The organism is Enterobacter sp. DNB-S2 (genome assembly GCF_019443845.1).
Taxonomy (GTDB): domain Bacteria; phylum Pseudomonadota; class Gammaproteobacteria; order Enterobacterales; family Enterobacteriaceae; genus Enterobacter; species Enterobacter asburiae_B.
Genome location: NZ_CP050520.1, coordinates 50,149 through 64,141 on the forward strand (window position 1 = coordinate 50,149; position 13,993 = coordinate 64,141).

The window sequence follows — 13,993 nt, forward strand, 5'->3', positions numbered from 1 at the left end:
AGTAGTTAAAAAATATGATGCAACACGTAAAATCCAGCATTTTACGCTTCCTTCCTTTCGCGCATTCCCTATACTCGACCAGGCAAACATTTACTTACATCCGGACATAAATGTGACTAAGAGCACATCCGGGATGGAACGCAATTTCACTCAGGAAATACGTATGAGCACACAATCAAGCGGACTGTTCGCGCGCCTGGCGCAGGGCAGCCTCGTTAAACAAATTCTGGTCGGGCTGGTGCTGGGTATTCTGCTGGCGATGGTGTCAAAACCTGCGGCGGAGGCCACGGGGCTGCTCGGGACCCTTTTCGTTGGCGCACTGAAGGCCGTGGCACCGGTACTGGTTCTGATGCTGGTCATGGCGTCAATTGCCAACCACCAGCACGGACAAAAAACCAACATTCGCCCCATTCTGTTCCTGTATCTGCTGGGAACCTTCTCGGCTGCCTTAACGGCCGTGGTGTTTAGCTTCCTGTTCCCGTCCACGCTGCACCTGACCAGCGCGGCCGGTGACATCACGCCGCCATCCGGCATTGTCGAAGTGCTTCGCGGACTGCTGATGAGCATGGTTTCTAACCCCATCACCGCGCTGATGAGCGGAAACTACATTGGCATCCTGGTCTGGGCGATTGGTCTGGGCTTCGCGCTGCGTCACGGTAACGACACCACGAAAAACCTGGTCAACGATCTGTCCAACGCCGTGACCTTTATGGTGAAGCTGGTGATTCGCTTTGCGCCAATCGGTATTTTCGGGCTGGTCTCCTCTACGCTTGCAACCACCGGTTTCGACGCGCTGTGGGGCTACGCGCAGCTGCTGGTTGTGCTGGTCGGCTGTATGCTGCTGGTGGCGCTGGTGATCAACCCGCTGCTGGTGTTCTGGCAGATCCGCCGCAACCCGTATCCGCTGGTGCTGACCTGCCTACGCGAGAGCGGCGTGTATGCCTTCTTCACCCGCAGCTCTGCGGCGAACATTCCGGTTAACATGGCGCTGGCGGAGAAGCTGAACCTGGACCGCGATACCTATTCCGTGTCGATCCCGTTGGGCGCAACCGTGAACATGGCGGGCGCGGCAATCACCATCACCGTGCTGACCCTGGCGGCGGTGCATACGCTGGGCATTCCGGTGGATCTGCCAACCGCATTGCTGCTGAGCGTGGTGGCGTCACTGTGCGCCTGTGGCGCATCCGGCGTAGCGGGCGGTTCGCTGCTGCTGATCCCGCTGGCGTGTAATATGTTCGGCATCCCGAACGAGATTGCGATGCAGGTTGTGGCCGTCGGCTTTATCATCGGCGTGCTGCAGGACTCCTGCGAAACCGCGCTGAACTCCTCTACCGACGTGCTGTTTACCGCAGCGGCCTGTCAGGCGGAAGACGCGCGTTTAGCGAAGAACGCCCTGCGCAGTTAACAACAAAAGCCCGGTGGCGGCTACGCCTTACCGGGCCTACAGGGTAAATGCAAAACGGCAACCCTGAGGTTGCCGTTTTTAGTGTTTGTACCCTTTCCCCGTGGGAGAGGGTCAGGGTGAGGGCATCAGGCCGCACCGATTAAAGCGTCACACCACTCTTAAAGATCGCCAGCTCGCGGAAGTCGTTCTTCTCGTTGCAGGTCTGCCTGCCGTTAGCAAATTCCACGATAGTATCCACGAACTCCGTCAGCAGCTGCGGCATCGCTTTGCCGTGAATCAGCTGGCCCGCATCAAAGTCGATCCAGTGCTTTTTCTTTGCCGCCAGCTCGCTGTTGGTAGCGATTTTCACCGTCGGCACAAAACCACCGTACGGCGTGCCGCGACCGGTACTGAACAGCACCATATGACAGCCAGCACCCGCCAGCGCGCTGGTGGCGACCGCATCGTTGCCCGGTGCGCTCAGCAGGTTCAGACCGTGAGTTTTCAGGCGCTCGCCGTAGCGCAGCACGTCAACCACCTGGCTCGCGCCCGCTTTCTGGGTGCAGCCGAGGGATTTCTCTTCCAGCGTGGTGATCCCGCCCGCTTTGTTGCCCGGCGACGGGTTCTCGTAAATCGGCTGATTGTGGGCGATGAAGTACTGTTTGAAGTCGTTCACCATGGTGACGGTCTTCTCAAAGGTCTCTTCGTCGCGGCAGTGGCTCATCAGAATACGCTCCGCGCCGAACATTTCCGGCACTTCGGTCAACACCGTCGTGCCGCCGTTGGCAATCACGTAATCCGAGAAGCGGCCCAGCATCGGGTTAGCGGTAATGCCGGAAAGGCCATCTGACCCGCCGCACTCCAGCCCAAACTTGAGCTCGCTCAGCTTGCCCGGCTCGCGCCTGTCATGGCGCATCACCTCATAAAGCTGGTGAAGCTGCTCAACGCCCGCTTCCACTTCATCGTCCTGATGCTGGCACACCATAAAATGCACGCGCTCAGGATCGAACTCGCCCAGCGTGTCGCGGAAGGCGTCCACCTGATTGTTCTCGCAGCCCAGGCCAATCACCAGCACCGCGCCCGCATTCGGATGACGCACCATGTTTTGCAGCATGGTGCGGGTGTTAATGTGGTCGTCACCGAGCTGGGAACAGCCGTAGGTGTGGCTGAACAGATGCACGCCGTCAGTCCCTTCGGCGTTGTTGGTCTCTTTCAGGAAGCGCGTCTGGATCTGGCGCGCAATTCCGTTGACGCAGCCGACGGTCGGGAGGATCCACAGCTCGTTGCGGATCCCCACGTCGCCGTTGGCGCGACGGTAGATCTGCACCTCACGATCGGCCGCCTGACGCTCTTCCGCGGGTAAATCAGGTTGATAGCTGTACTCGTCCAGATCGCTCAGATTGGTGCGGGTATTGTGTGAGTGAATGTATTCACCCGGCGCAATATCCGCCAGCGCATGGCCGATGGGCAAACCGTACTTCACCACGTTCTCCCCTTTCGCAATGGGGATCAGGGCAAACTTGTGTCCACGGACGATCGCCTGACGCAGGGTGACGCTCTGGTTATCAACGGTCACCACGTCGCCTTCAGCGAGATCCGTCAGCGCGACGGCCACGTTATCCAGCGAATGGATTTTGATGTATTGCATATCAACCTCAAACGGCCTTAGTTCAGTTCAATGGCGAAGTAGTCACGCGCATTGTTAAAGCAGATGTTTCTCACCATTTCGCCCAGCAGCTGGATATCCGCTGGCGCTTCGCCTGCGTGCACCCAGCGGCCAATCATCTGGCACAGAATGCGGCGGAAATATTCATGACGGGTATAGGACAGGAAGCTGCGGCTGTCGGTCAGCATGCCGACAAAGCGGCTCAGCAGGCCCAGCTGCGCGAGCTGCGTCATCTGACGCTCCATGCCATCTTTCTGATCGTTAAACCACCAGCCGGAACCGAACTGCATCTTGCCCGGCATCCCTTCGCCCTGGAAGTTGCCGACCATGGTACCCAGCACTTCGTTATCGCGCGGGTTCAGGCAGTACAGGATGGTTTTAGGCAGCAGGTTTTGTTCGTTCTGTTTGCTCAGCAGTTTTGACAGCTCTTCCGCCAGCGGACGATCGTTGATGGAGTCGAAGCCCACGTCAGCACCGAGCAGTTTGAACTGGCGCTGGTTGTTATTGCGCAGCGCGCCGATATGGTACTGCTGTACCCAGCCGCGACGCGCGTATTCCGCACCGAGGAACACCAGCACCGCCGTTTTAAACTGCGCCACTTCGTGCTCGCTTAAGCCTTCACCAGAGAGACGACGCGCCAGAATGCTGTCCAGCTCGGCTTCGTTTGATTCCGCAAACAGCACCACGTCCAGCGCGTGGTCAGACACTTTACAGCCGTGCGCCGCGAAGTGATCCAGACGTTTGGTCAGCGCGGTTTGCAGGTCAGCGAAACGACGGATGTCGGTATCCGACACTTCCGCCAGCTTCGCCATGTAGTCGGTGAAGGTGGCCTGCTCAATGTTGAAGGCTTTGTCCGGGCGCCAGCTTGGCAGCACTTTGATATCAAAAGAGGTGTCTTTCGCAACAACGGCATGATGCTCCAGGGAGTCGATCGGATCGTCGGTGGTGCCCACCATCTTCACGTTCATCTGCTTCATGATGCCGCGCGCGGAGAAGTTATCCTGCGCCAGCAGTGCGTTGCAGCGATCCCAGATTTCATCCGCGGTCGTTGGGGAAAGCAGCTTGCCGGTGATGCCAAACGGACGGCGGAGTTCAAGATGGGTCCAGTGGTAGAGCGGGTTGCCGATGGTGTGTGGAACGGTTGCCGCCCAGGCGTCAAACTTCTCGCGGTCGGTCGCATCGCCGGTACACAGGCGCTCAGCCACGCCGTTGGTGCGCATGGCACGCCATTTATAGTGGTCACCCTTCAGCCAGATGTCATACAGGTTTTTGAAGCGATAATTTTCGGCAACCTGCTGCGGCGGTAAATGGCAGTGGTAGTCGAAAATCGGCTGGTCTTTTGCGTAGTCGTGGTACAGGCGGCGAGCAAATTCGGTATCTAACAGAAAATCTTCGGTCATAAACGGCGTCATTATCGTCTTCCTCATTACGGGAGCGCAGAAAGCGTATGTTCATATGCTGCAAAGTTATCACACCAATTTCCACCAACCGAAGCTTTTTTCGTGAGTGAGATCAATAAACGCCAACAAATAAATTACCCTCAATGAAGCAAACCCTTCTGCAGACCGCGCCAATACTGGCTTTGCGCGCGACGATTAATGTCCCCACAAAGAATCATACATTTGTGATGTCACTCACCTTTTAAAGTTGTATGACAAGTTATCTTTTCGCCGTCGCAAACACTCAGCCGACGGAATGCATTACCGCTGTGAGAGACATCGGGTTTAACGGTACGGATACCGACTTATGCACGCTTACTTATGGCAAGGTTCGGGCCGTTCCGGGACATGCTCCTGGTTACGCCCCTCCCGTTACACAACTGCTCCCGGAAACGGTTGAGAGGTTGCCGTGCTCTGGCGCGGAAATAACATAACGATGAGGTTTTAGATGCGTAAAATTAAAGGGTTACGTTGGTATATGATCGCACTGGTGACGTTAGGCACCGTGCTGGGCTACCTGACGCGTAACACCGTGGCAGCAGCAGCGCCAACGTTGATGGAAGAGCTGCATATCTCCACGCAGCAATACTCCTACATCATTGCCGCCTATTCCGCGGCGTATACCATCATGCAGCCTGTTGCGGGCTATGTGCTGGACATTCTCGGTACCAAAATCGGTTATGCCTTCTTCGCCATCGCCTGGGCGGTGTTCTGCGGTGCAACCGCGCTGGCAGGCAGCTGGGGTGGACTGGCGCTGGCGCGCGGTGCGGTCGGTGCGGCTGAAGCAGCGATGATCCCGGCGGGCCTGAAGGCCAGCTCCGAGTGGTTCCCGGCGAAAGAGCGTTCCATTGCGGTCGGCTACTTCAACGTGGGCTCGTCCATTGGGGCGATGATAGCGCCGCCGCTGGTGGTGTGGGCCATCGTGATGCACAGCTGGCAGATGGCGTTCATCATCTCAGGCGTGCTGAGCTTCGCCTGGGCGATGGCGTGGCTGATTTTCTACAAACACCCGCGCGATCAGAAAAAACTCTCCGAAGAAGAACGTGAATACATCATTGGCGGTCAGGAAGCGCAGCATCAGACCAACAACGGCAAAAAAATGACCGTCTGGCAGATCCTGGGCACCCGTCAGTTCTGGGGCATCGCCCTGCCGCGTTTCCTGGCTGAACCGGCCTGGGGTACCTTTAACGCGTGGATCCCCCTGTTCATGTTTAAAGTCTACGGCTTTAACCTGAAAGAGATCGCTATGTTCGCCTGGATGCCAATGCTGTTCGCTGACCTGGGTTGTATCGTGGGCGGCTACCTGCCACCGCTGTTCCAGCGCTGGTTTGGCGTGAACCTGATCGTTTCCCGTAAGATGGTGGTGACCATGGGCGCACTGCTGATGATCGGCCCTGGCATGATCGGCCTGTTCACCAGCCCGTACGTTGCCATTGCCCTGCTGTGCATCGGTGGCTTTGCGCACCAGTCCCTGTCCGGCGCGCTGATTACGCTCTCGTCTGACGTCTTTGGTCGTAACGAAGTGGCAACCGCCAACGGCCTGACCGGCATGGCCGCCTGGACCGCGAGCACCATGTTTGCACTGGTGGTCGGCGCGCTGGCGGATACCATCGGCTTCAGCCCGCTGTTCGCGGTGCTGGCGATCTTCGACCTGATGGGTGCGGTGGTTATCTGGACGGTGCTGAAAAGCAAATCCGCAGAAGAGCTGGCGAAAGAGTCCCTCGGGAAACCGGCGACGCAGAGTTAGCGAAAATGCGTTTCGCCGAAGCCGCCTCCGGGCGGCTTTTTTAATGGCAAAATCTGGAGAGTGGCACGCAAAAGTGGTATAACAAATCATCTGCCGTACCCTGCCTGGAGCGCATATGGAAATCACCGAACCACGTCGTTTGTATCAACAACTTGCTGCGGAGCTGAAAGATCGCATCGAGCAAGGGGTCTATCTTGTCGGTGATAAACTTCCCGCCGAGCGCTTTATCGCGGATGAAAAAAGCGTCAGCCGCACGGTGGTGCGTGAAGCGATTATCATGCTGGAAGTGGAAGGCTACGTTGAGGTACGCAAAGGCTCCGGCATTCACGTGATTTCTAATCTGCCGAAACACTCTCCCGTCGCGGACGAAAGTCTGGAATTCGCCAGCTATGGCCCGTTTGAGCTGCTCCAGGCTCGCCAGCTGATCGAAAGCAATATCGCTGAGTTTGCGGCGACGCAGGTGACCAAGCAGGACATCATGAAGCTGATGGAGATCCAGGAGAATGCCCGTAAGGAGAAATGTTTCCGCGATTCAGAGTGGGATCTGCAGTTCCACGTTCAGGTCGCCCTGGCAACCCAAAATACGGCGCTGGCGGCAATCGTTGAAAAAATGTGGACTCAGCGCGTTCACAACCCGTACTGGAAAAAACTGCACGACCATATCGATTCCCGTACCGTCGACAACTGGTGCGACGATCACGACCAAATCCTTAAGGCGCTGATTCGTAAAGATCCGCATGCCGCTAAGCTGGCGATGTGGCAGCACCTGGAAAACACCAAGCAGATGCTGTTCAACGAAACCAGCGATGACTTCGAATTTAACGCTGACCGCTATCTTTTTGCCGATAATCCGGTTGTTCATCTCGATACGGCTTCCAGTGCCGCAAAATAGATGACCTTTCTGCTGGCAGGCGCTACGTCGCGCCTTCCGGCTTACAGGAGTAAGCAAAACATATATAGTGTCAGCCTTTGTAAATCCCCTCGCTCACTTCCTGGGCTTACGCCAAAATCAACTCACCCCTGCAAATTCTGTGACGCAGAACGTTGGGCTTTGTTACAATTGGATTCAATTCCTTATTTTGTAAGTTAGTGCTTGCTAACCAGCCAATTAACAGGGAACAGTGTTGGCCACACCGCAATGTGTCCGCGAGCGACCATAATGAAATCACAACAATGTCGCCGTGCTGTTTGTCCCGGATAACAGGCGTGACGTTAACCGATTTCCAGGAACACTGAATGGAACTTTTGACCCAACTGCTGCATGCCCTCTGGGCGCAGGATTTTGAAACGCTGGCCAACCCTTCCATGATTGGCATGCTCTATTTCGTCTTGTTTATGATCCTGTTCCTTGAGAACGGTTTGCTGCCTGCTGCCTTCCTGCCCGGTGACAGTTTGCTGGTGCTTGTCGGCGTGCTGTGTGCCAAAGGGGCGATGGCGTTTCCACACACCATTTTATTACTGACCGTGGCGGCCAGCCTCGGCTGCTGGGTGAGCTATATCCAGGGACGATGGCTGGGCAATACCCGGATCGTCCAGAACTGGCTCTCTCATCTTCCCGCGCATTATCACCAGCGGGCGCACCACCTTTTCCACAAGCACGGGCTTTCCGCGCTGCTGATTGGCCGCTTTATCGCCTTTGTTCGCACCCTGCTGCCGACCATTGCCGGTCTGTCGGGGTTGAGCAGCACGCGCTTCCAGTTCTTTAACTGGATGAGCGGCCTGCTATGGGTGCTTATTCTGACGACGCTCGGCTATGCGCTGGGTAAAACGCCGGTCTTTATGAAATATGAAGATCAGCTGATGTCCTGCCTGATGCTGCTGCCTGTGGTTCTGCTGGTCTTCGGCCTGATTGGCTCACTGGTTGTCCTGTGGAAGAAGAAATACGGAGCCAGAGGCTAACGATGGCTATCTCACCGCTCGCCCTGCGCCGTTTTGCCGTTGCCGTAATTACGCTGATCGTCCTCAGCGCCATGCTGCTGGCATGGAGCGCGCTTTCGCATCAGGAATCGACGCTGGCTATTCGCCCGGTAAACCAGGGCGCCAGCGTGCCTGACGGTTTTTCTGTCTGGCATCATCTGGACGCGAATGGGATCCGCTTTAAGAGCATTACCCCGCAGGACGATGTTTTACTGATCAAGTTTGATTCCCGTGCGCAAAGTGCCGCCGCGAAAGTGGTTCTCGACCGTACCCTGCCGCACGGGTATATCATTGCCCAGCAGGAAGATGACAGCCAGCCTGCAGCCTGGCTCTCATTGATTCGCGATACGTCGCATCGGTTTGGATAACTTCCAGGATTCCGAATCTTTTCACTCACTTTGGTGAATCCCCCGTTTACTTACTATGCTTAAGTACGCGGAGCACCCCTCGATGTACTCCGCATAACTTTGGATAGCGGCTAACGCCGCAACACAATGGAAGGTTTCGATAATGAAATTCCGCATGACTCTGGCTCTGGCCCTTTTTTCTTTAAGCACAGCATCCTTCGCAAACTCTCTCTGTCAGGAGAAAGAACAGGATATTCAGCGTGAGATCGGTTATGCCGAAAAGCATAACAATCAGCACCGTGTTGATGGTCTTAAAAAAGCGCTGAGCGAAGTGAAAGCGAACTGTTCAGACAGCAAGCTTCGTGCCGACCACAAGAAGAAAATCGCTGAACAGAAGGACGAGATAGCCGAGCGCCGTCGCGACCTGCAGGAAGCGAAAGAGAAAGGAGATGCGGAAAAAATTGCTAAGCGCGAGAAGAAGTTGAAAGAAGCGCAGGACGACCTGAAAGCGCTGGAAGCTCGCGATTATTGAGTTAACGGAAATCTCAACAGGAGAGAGAATCATGTCAAAAGATACGACGTCTGAACATCTGCGCGCTGAACTGAAATCCCTGGCCGATACCCTTGAAGAGGTGCTGAACTCCTCTGCTGACAAGTCAAAAGAAGAGGTCAGCAAGCTGCGCAGCAAGGCGGAGCAGGCGCTGAAAGAGAGCCGCTATCGCCTGGGTGAAACCGGTGATGCGCTGGCGAAACAGACCCGCGAAGCGGCTGCGCGCGCGGACGAATATGTGCGTGATAATCCATGGACGGGTGTAGGGATTGGTGCCGCAGTGGGTGTGGTACTGGGTGTCCTTCTGACGCGTCGTTGATATGGAAGATCCTCGTCACGCACAAGGGCCTGCTAACAACGTCCTCGGCATCGGCCAGCGTATTTTAACGACGCTGGTCGGGATTGCCGAAACGCGCGTCCGGCTCGCAGTGGTCGAGCTGGAAGAGGAGAAAGCGAACCTCTTCCAGATGCTGCTAATGCTCGGGCTGACCATGCTCTTTGCCGCGTTTGGTCTGATGAGCCTGATGGTGTTAATCATCTGGGCCATCGATCCGCAGTATCGTCTTAACGCGATGATTGCCACCACCGTCGTTCTGCTGGTCGCTGCGTTGATAGGCGGTATCTGGACGCTGCGTAAAGCGCGCAAATCCACTTTCCTGCGCCATACGCGTCAGGAGCTGGCGAACGATCGCGCTCTGCTGGAGGATGACTAGCCGTGAGCGATAAAGCCGAACGTCAAAAGCGAAAAGCGTACCTGTTAAGCCAGATCCAGCAGCAACGGCTGGATCTGTCTGCCAGTCGTCGCGACTGGATCGACGCGACGCGACGGTTTGACCGGGGCTGGAATACCGTTCTGAGCCTGCGTTCGTGGGCGCTGGTCGGCAGCAGCGTGATGGCGATCTGGACGGTTCGTCATCCGAACATGCTGATCCGCTGGGCTCGTCGTGGATTCGGCGCCTGGAGCGCCTGGCGTCTGGTGAAAGCCACGTTGCGGCAGCAGCAGCTGCGGTGATAAAAGCAAAACGGTAACTCAGGTTACCGTTTTTTGTTTTTGCGCCCTCTCCCCGTGGGAAAGGGTTGGGGTGATGGCACCAGCGCGCACGTTCCCTTACTCAATATCTTTGAAGAAGATTGACAGTTTTCCTTGCTAACAATTACCACCCGCCCCGTTTATTATCCTCTCCATCGACAGCAACGCCGCGGTATCTACCCGGAATTGCAGACAAATAATGTTCAGCCGCTCATGTGGTTTCCTGGAGAGTAAAATGAAAAAATTAGAAGATGTTGGTGTACTGGTCGCGCGTATTCTGATGCCAATTCTGTTCATCGTGGCAGGTTGGGGAAAAATCACCGGTTATGCGGGTACCCAGCAGTATATGGAAGCCATGGGCGTTCCGGGATTCCTGCTGCCGCTGACCATTCTTCTTGAGTTCGGCGGCGGCCTGGCGGTACTGTTCGGCTTCCTGACCCGTACTACCGCGCTGTTTACCGCAGGCTTCACCGTGCTGACGGCGTTCATCTTCCACAGCAACTTTGCGGAAGGCGTGAACTCTCTGATGTTCATGAAAAACCTGACCATCGCGGGTGGCTTCCTGCTGCTGGCCGTCACTGGCCCGGGCGCATACAGCATTGACCGCGTTCTGAATAAGAAGTGGTAAGCACGCTATACTGAATGAACACAAAGCGAGGAGACATCTCCTCGCTTTTGCTATCTGACGGAGGAGAAAAAATGGGACAACTCGTAGACGGCGTATGGCAGGATGTCTGGTATGACACCAAATCCACCGGAGGTCGCTTCAAGCGCTCAGTTTCGGCCTTCCGTAACTGGCTGACCGCCGACGGTGCGCCTGGCCCAAGCGGCGAAGGCGGCTTCGCGGCTGAGAAAGACCGTTATCATCTTTATGTTTCGCTTGCCTGCCCGTGGGCACACCGTACGCTGATTGTGCGCAAGCTTAAAGGTCTCGAATCCTTAATTCCGGTTTCGGTCGTGAACCCGCTGATGCTGGAAAACGGCTGGACGTTTGACAGTGATTTCCCCGCGGCGACCGGCGACGATCTCTACCACCACGATTTCCTTTACCAGCTCTATCTGCGCGCCGATCCGCACTACACCGGGCGCGTTACCGTGCCGGTGCTGTGGGACAAGAAAAACCAGACGATTGTCAGCAATGAGTCTGCGGAAATTATCCGCATGTTCAATACCGCGTTTGACGCGCACGGTGCCCGCGCCGGAGATTATTATCCGGCTGAGCTGCGAGAGAAAATTGACGAGCTGAACAGCTGGATTTACGACAACGTCAACAACGGCGTCTACAAGGCCGGTTTCGCCACCAGCCAGGAAGCGTATGACGAAGCGGTTGGAAAGGTGTTTGAATCGCTGGAACGTCTGGAGCAGATCCTGGGCCAGCATCGCTACCTGACGGGCGATCGCCTGACGGAAGCGGACATCCGCCTGTGGACCACGCTGGTTCGCTTCGATCCGGTCTATGTCACCCACTTTAAGTGCGACAAGCACCGCATCAGCGATTACCTGAACCTGCATGGTTTCCTGCGTGACATCTACCAGATGCCGGGTATTGCCGACACGGTCGACTTCGACCATATCCGCACCCACTATTTCCGCAGCCACAAAACCATCAACCCGACGGGCATTATCTCCATTGGGCCGTGGCAGGATCTGGATGAACCTCACGGGCGCGACGTCCGATTTGGATAAATACGAAGGGCATCACCAGATGCCCTTTTTTAATTCACAATCTCCATCTATCCTTACCTCGATCGCTTAGAAAACAAGTGATTGACTGACTAATGAGGCAAGGAAAATGGACTGGTATTTAAAAGTACTGCGTAACTACATTGGATTTGGTGGCCGTGCCCGCCGCAAAGAGTACTGGATGTTCGTTCTGGTGAACTTCATTCTCATTATGGTGCTGGGTATTGTGGATAAAATTCTTGGCTGGGAGCGGGCTGGCGGTGAAGGCGTGCTGACCACCATTTATGGCCTGTTGGTCCTGCTGCCATCGTGGGCGGTGCTGTTCCGTCGACTACACGACACCGATCGTTCAGCGTGGTGGTTATTGCTGCTGCTGATCCCGATTATTGGCTGGATCGTGATTTTGATCTTCAACTGCCAGAGCGGGACGCCGGGCGAAAACCGCTTTGGTCCGGATCCTAAGATCGGCGCATAAAAAAAGCCCGGTGGCGCTTCGCTTACCGGGCCTACAAATTACGATTTTATTTATTGTATTGCGTGAAAAGCTTCGGAATTTCGCGTAAACACCATGATTTGGCTTCGCCCATGCTGTCACGGCGCCACGCCATAATGATATCAACCTCGTGGCTATATTCCGGGCTGACTACGCGCAGCCGCCCTTCAGCAATGTCCTTTTCGACAAACGGGTACGGCATGGTCGCCACGCCCAGACCGGCCAGCAGCGCCTGACGTTTGTCTTCCAGCGAGGTCACCGTCAGACGAGGCTGTTTATCCAGCAGCTGCACCGTCAGCACCGGACGCTCGCGCGCGGTATCCGCTACCGCCACGCCGCGATACTTCACGCGCGTCACTTCAGAGAGCGGCTCCGGCTCCTGGTGAATCGGGTGATTAGGTGCGGCAACATAGACGTTCATCACGCTGTAGAGCTTGCGCGAGTTGATTTCCGATGAGGAACGGAAGTGCATGTCCGGCGCAATCACAATATCCGCCCTGCCCGTTTCAAGACGTTCCCACGCACCTGCCAGCACCTCGGTGATGATTGACAGCTGCGTATTGGCCTTCGCCGCCAGGCGGTCCACCAGCGGGAACAGCGCTTCTGTCGGCACCAGCGCTTCGGTAACTAACGTCAGATGGGTTTCCCAGCCGCGCGCCAGCGCTTCGGCGTCCGTCGTGAGCTTGTCCGCCGCTTCCAGCAGCACGCGGCCGCGCTCCAGCAGCATTCGCCCCACGTTGGTGAATTTTGTTCGATGACCGGAGCGGTCAAACAGCACCACGTCCAGCTCTTCTTCCAGCTTCTGCATGGTGTAGCTTAGCGCAGACGGAACGCGCCCCAGCTCATCTGCCGCCGCCGCAAAACTGCCGCGCCGGTCAATCGCGTCCATGACGCGAAGCGCCTCAAGCGTCAATGCTCTCTCTTTAGCCATCTCGTTCTCATTCAGGAAATTTGAACATACCGGGCAGAATATCTGGCTAACAATGCAGCGTCCATACCTTTACCATTGTTTTAGTGTAAAGAGAGGTCAAGTTTATGATTACGACAAGAACAGCTAAACAGTGCGGACAAGCCGATTTCGGTTGGCTGCAGGCCCGCTACACCTTTTCCTTTGGACACTACTTTGACCCTAAACTCCTCGGTTACGCTTCACTGCGCGTGTTAAACCAGGAAGTGCTCGCCCCGGGCGCCTCCTTCCAGCCGCGTACGTACCCGAAAGTCGATATCCTGAACCTGATCCTGGAAGGCGAGGCAGAATACCGCGATAGCGAGGGCAATCATGTCCAGGCAAAGGCTGGCGAAGCGTTGTTAATTTCCACGCAGCCGGGCATCAGCTACAGCGAGCATAACCTCAGCAAAGACAAAACGCTGACCCGTATGCAGCTGTGGCTGGACGCCTGCCCCGAGCGGGAAAATCCGCTGGTACAGAAGTTAGATTTAACGGGCGATAAGCAGCTGCTGATTGCATCGCCGGACGGCAGTACAGGTAGTCTGCAGCTGCGCCAGCAGGTGTGGCTGCACCATATCGAACTGAAGAAAGGTGAACAGGCGAGCTTCCAGCTTCATGGTCCGCGCGCCTATTTGCAGTCTATTCACGGTACGGTACATGCGGTGACGCACACGGAAGAGAAAGAAGCGCTCACCTGCGGCGACGGGGCGTTTATTCGTGATGAAGCGAATATCACCCTGGTGGCGGATACGCCGCTGCGCGCGCTGCTGATTGATTTGCCGGTTTAG

The 13,993-nt window shown here is 56.1% G+C and carries 16 protein-coding genes; 13 read left to right on the plus strand and 3 right to left on the minus strand.

All coding sequences use genetic code 11. From position 1 onward, the window contains the following. Nucleotides 1-163: 163 nt before the first annotated feature. Nucleotides 164-1,405 carry a serine/threonine transporter SstT gene (sstT, locus tag HB664_RS00285; protein ID WP_029739668.1) on the plus strand — a complete coding sequence of 414 codons (1,242 nt, stop codon included), beginning with the start codon at nucleotides 164-166 and terminating at the stop codon, nucleotides 1,403-1,405. A gap of 139 nt (nucleotides 1,406-1,544) precedes the next feature. Here the strand turns inward: sstT and HB664_RS00290 are convergent, their stop codons facing one another. Further along, nucleotides 1,545-3,032 (minus strand): UxaA family hydrolase, encoded by a 1,488-nt coding sequence (locus HB664_RS00290; RefSeq protein WP_048974669.1) that lies wholly within the window; start codon nucleotides 3,030-3,032, stop codon nucleotides 1,545-1,547. 17 nt (nucleotides 3,033-3,049) lie between these two features. Beyond that, complete coding sequence (gene uxaC, locus HB664_RS00295; RefSeq protein ID WP_047060289.1) at nucleotides 3,050-4,462, minus strand: glucuronate isomerase; 1,413 nt, start codon at nucleotides 4,460-4,462, stop codon at nucleotides 3,050-3,052. 475 nt (nucleotides 4,463-4,937) lie between these two features. On the opposite strand from uxaC, the gene HB664_RS00300 reads away from it, so the two are divergent. From HB664_RS00300 to HB664_RS00350, 11 genes are all read left to right on the plus strand, one after another. Further along, nucleotides 4,938-6,236, plus strand: coding sequence for an MFS transporter (locus HB664_RS00300; protein ID WP_023333537.1), 1,299 nt, complete (start codon nucleotides 4,938-4,940; stop codon nucleotides 6,234-6,236). Nucleotides 6,237-6,351: 115 nt separating this feature from the next. After that, nucleotides 6,352-7,128: a transcriptional regulator ExuR gene (gene exuR, locus HB664_RS00305; RefSeq protein WP_023309288.1), complete on the plus strand. Its 777-nt coding sequence runs from the start codon at nucleotides 6,352-6,354 to the stop codon at nucleotides 7,126-7,128. A gap of 344 nt (nucleotides 7,129-7,472) precedes the next feature. Then, entirely contained in the window at nucleotides 7,473-8,135 is a 663-nt protein-coding gene (gene yqjA / locus HB664_RS00310; RefSeq protein WP_024906405.1) for a DedA family general envelope maintenance protein YqjA, read from the plus strand. A 2-nt stretch (nucleotides 8,136-8,137) separates the two neighbouring features. Beyond that, nucleotides 8,138-8,521 (plus strand): EnvZ/OmpR regulon moderator MzrA, encoded by a 384-nt coding sequence (mzrA, locus tag HB664_RS00315; protein WP_039260467.1) that lies wholly within the window; start codon nucleotides 8,138-8,140, stop codon nucleotides 8,519-8,521. 142 nt (nucleotides 8,522-8,663) lie between these two features. Next, the gene (locus HB664_RS00320; protein ID WP_023309291.1) at nucleotides 8,664-9,032 is read left to right on the plus strand and encodes a DUF1090 domain-containing protein; all 369 of its coding nucleotides are present in this window, start codon (nucleotides 8,664-8,666) and stop codon (nucleotides 9,030-9,032) included. A 31-nt stretch (nucleotides 9,033-9,063) separates the two neighbouring features. Then, complete coding sequence (locus HB664_RS00325; RefSeq protein WP_008503141.1) at nucleotides 9,064-9,369, plus strand: YqjD family protein; 306 nt, start codon at nucleotides 9,064-9,066, stop codon at nucleotides 9,367-9,369. A 1-nt stretch (nucleotide 9,370) separates the two neighbouring features. Beyond that, a complete protein-coding gene (locus HB664_RS00330) occupies nucleotides 9,371-9,763 on the plus strand; it encodes a phage holin family protein (RefSeq protein ID WP_023333540.1) in 393 nt (130 codons plus the stop codon). 2 nt (nucleotides 9,764-9,765) lie between these two features. Further along, the gene (locus tag HB664_RS00335; protein WP_033146723.1) at nucleotides 9,766-10,062 is read left to right on the plus strand and encodes a YqjK-like family protein; all 297 of its coding nucleotides are present in this window, start codon (nucleotides 9,766-9,768) and stop codon (nucleotides 10,060-10,062) included. A gap of 253 nt (nucleotides 10,063-10,315) precedes the next feature. Then, entirely contained in the window at nucleotides 10,316-10,708 is a 393-nt protein-coding gene (locus HB664_RS00340) for a DoxX family protein (RefSeq protein WP_023309292.1), read from the plus strand. A gap of 71 nt (nucleotides 10,709-10,779) precedes the next feature. After that, entirely contained in the window at nucleotides 10,780-11,766 is a 987-nt protein-coding gene (locus tag HB664_RS00345; RefSeq protein ID WP_033146724.1) for a glutathione S-transferase family protein, read from the plus strand. A gap of 106 nt (nucleotides 11,767-11,872) precedes the next feature. After that, nucleotides 11,873-12,238, plus strand: a complete 366-nt coding sequence (locus HB664_RS00350) for a DUF805 domain-containing protein (protein WP_029739660.1) — start codon at nucleotides 11,873-11,875, stop codon at nucleotides 12,236-12,238. A gap of 46 nt (nucleotides 12,239-12,284) precedes the next feature. Here the strand turns inward: HB664_RS00350 and HB664_RS00355 are convergent, their stop codons facing one another. Then, a complete protein-coding gene (locus tag HB664_RS00355) occupies nucleotides 12,285-13,187 on the minus strand; it encodes a LysR family transcriptional regulator (protein WP_029739659.1) in 903 nt (300 codons plus the stop codon). Between the two features lie 104 nt (nucleotides 13,188-13,291). Between HB664_RS00355 and HB664_RS00360 the strand changes: the two genes are divergently transcribed. After that, on the plus strand, nucleotides 13,292-13,993 hold the full coding sequence (locus HB664_RS00360; protein ID WP_219940260.1) for a pirin family protein: 702 nt from the start codon (nucleotides 13,292-13,294) through the stop codon (nucleotides 13,991-13,993).

Bases quoted from the DNA above. Each gene is read 5' to 3' on its own strand.
- sstT (WP_029739668.1), top strand. From the start codon at position 164: ATGAGCACACAATCAAGCGGACTGTTCGCGCGCCTGGCGCAGGGCAGC.
- HB664_RS00290 (WP_048974669.1), bottom strand. From the start codon at position 3,032: ATGCAATACATCAAAATCCATTCGCTGGATAACGTGGCCGTCGCGCTG.
- uxaC (WP_047060289.1), bottom strand. From the start codon at position 4,462: ATGACGCCGTTTATGACCGAAGATTTTCTGTTAGATACCGAATTTGCT.
- HB664_RS00300 (WP_023333537.1), top strand. From the start codon at position 4,938: ATGCGTAAAATTAAAGGGTTACGTTGGTATATGATCGCACTGGTGACG.
- exuR (WP_023309288.1), top strand. From the start codon at position 6,352: ATGGAAATCACCGAACCACGTCGTTTGTATCAACAACTTGCTGCGGAG.
- yqjA (WP_024906405.1), top strand. From the start codon at position 7,473: ATGGAACTTTTGACCCAACTGCTGCATGCCCTCTGGGCGCAGGATTTT.
- mzrA (WP_039260467.1), top strand. From the start codon at position 8,138: ATGGCTATCTCACCGCTCGCCCTGCGCCGTTTTGCCGTTGCCGTAATT.
- HB664_RS00320 (WP_023309291.1), top strand. From the start codon at position 8,664: ATGAAATTCCGCATGACTCTGGCTCTGGCCCTTTTTTCTTTAAGCACA.
- HB664_RS00325 (WP_008503141.1), top strand. From the start codon at position 9,064: ATGTCAAAAGATACGACGTCTGAACATCTGCGCGCTGAACTGAAATCC.
- HB664_RS00330 (WP_023333540.1), top strand. From the start codon at position 9,371: ATGGAAGATCCTCGTCACGCACAAGGGCCTGCTAACAACGTCCTCGGC.
- HB664_RS00340 (WP_023309292.1), top strand. From the start codon at position 10,316: ATGAAAAAATTAGAAGATGTTGGTGTACTGGTCGCGCGTATTCTGATG.
- HB664_RS00345 (WP_033146724.1), top strand. From the start codon at position 10,780: ATGGGACAACTCGTAGACGGCGTATGGCAGGATGTCTGGTATGACACC.
- HB664_RS00350 (WP_029739660.1), top strand. From the start codon at position 11,873: ATGGACTGGTATTTAAAAGTACTGCGTAACTACATTGGATTTGGTGGC.
- HB664_RS00355 (WP_029739659.1), bottom strand. From the start codon at position 13,187: ATGGCTAAAGAGAGAGCATTGACGCTTGAGGCGCTTCGCGTCATGGAC.
- HB664_RS00360 (WP_219940260.1), top strand. From the start codon at position 13,292: ATGATTACGACAAGAACAGCTAAACAGTGCGGACAAGCCGATTTCGGT.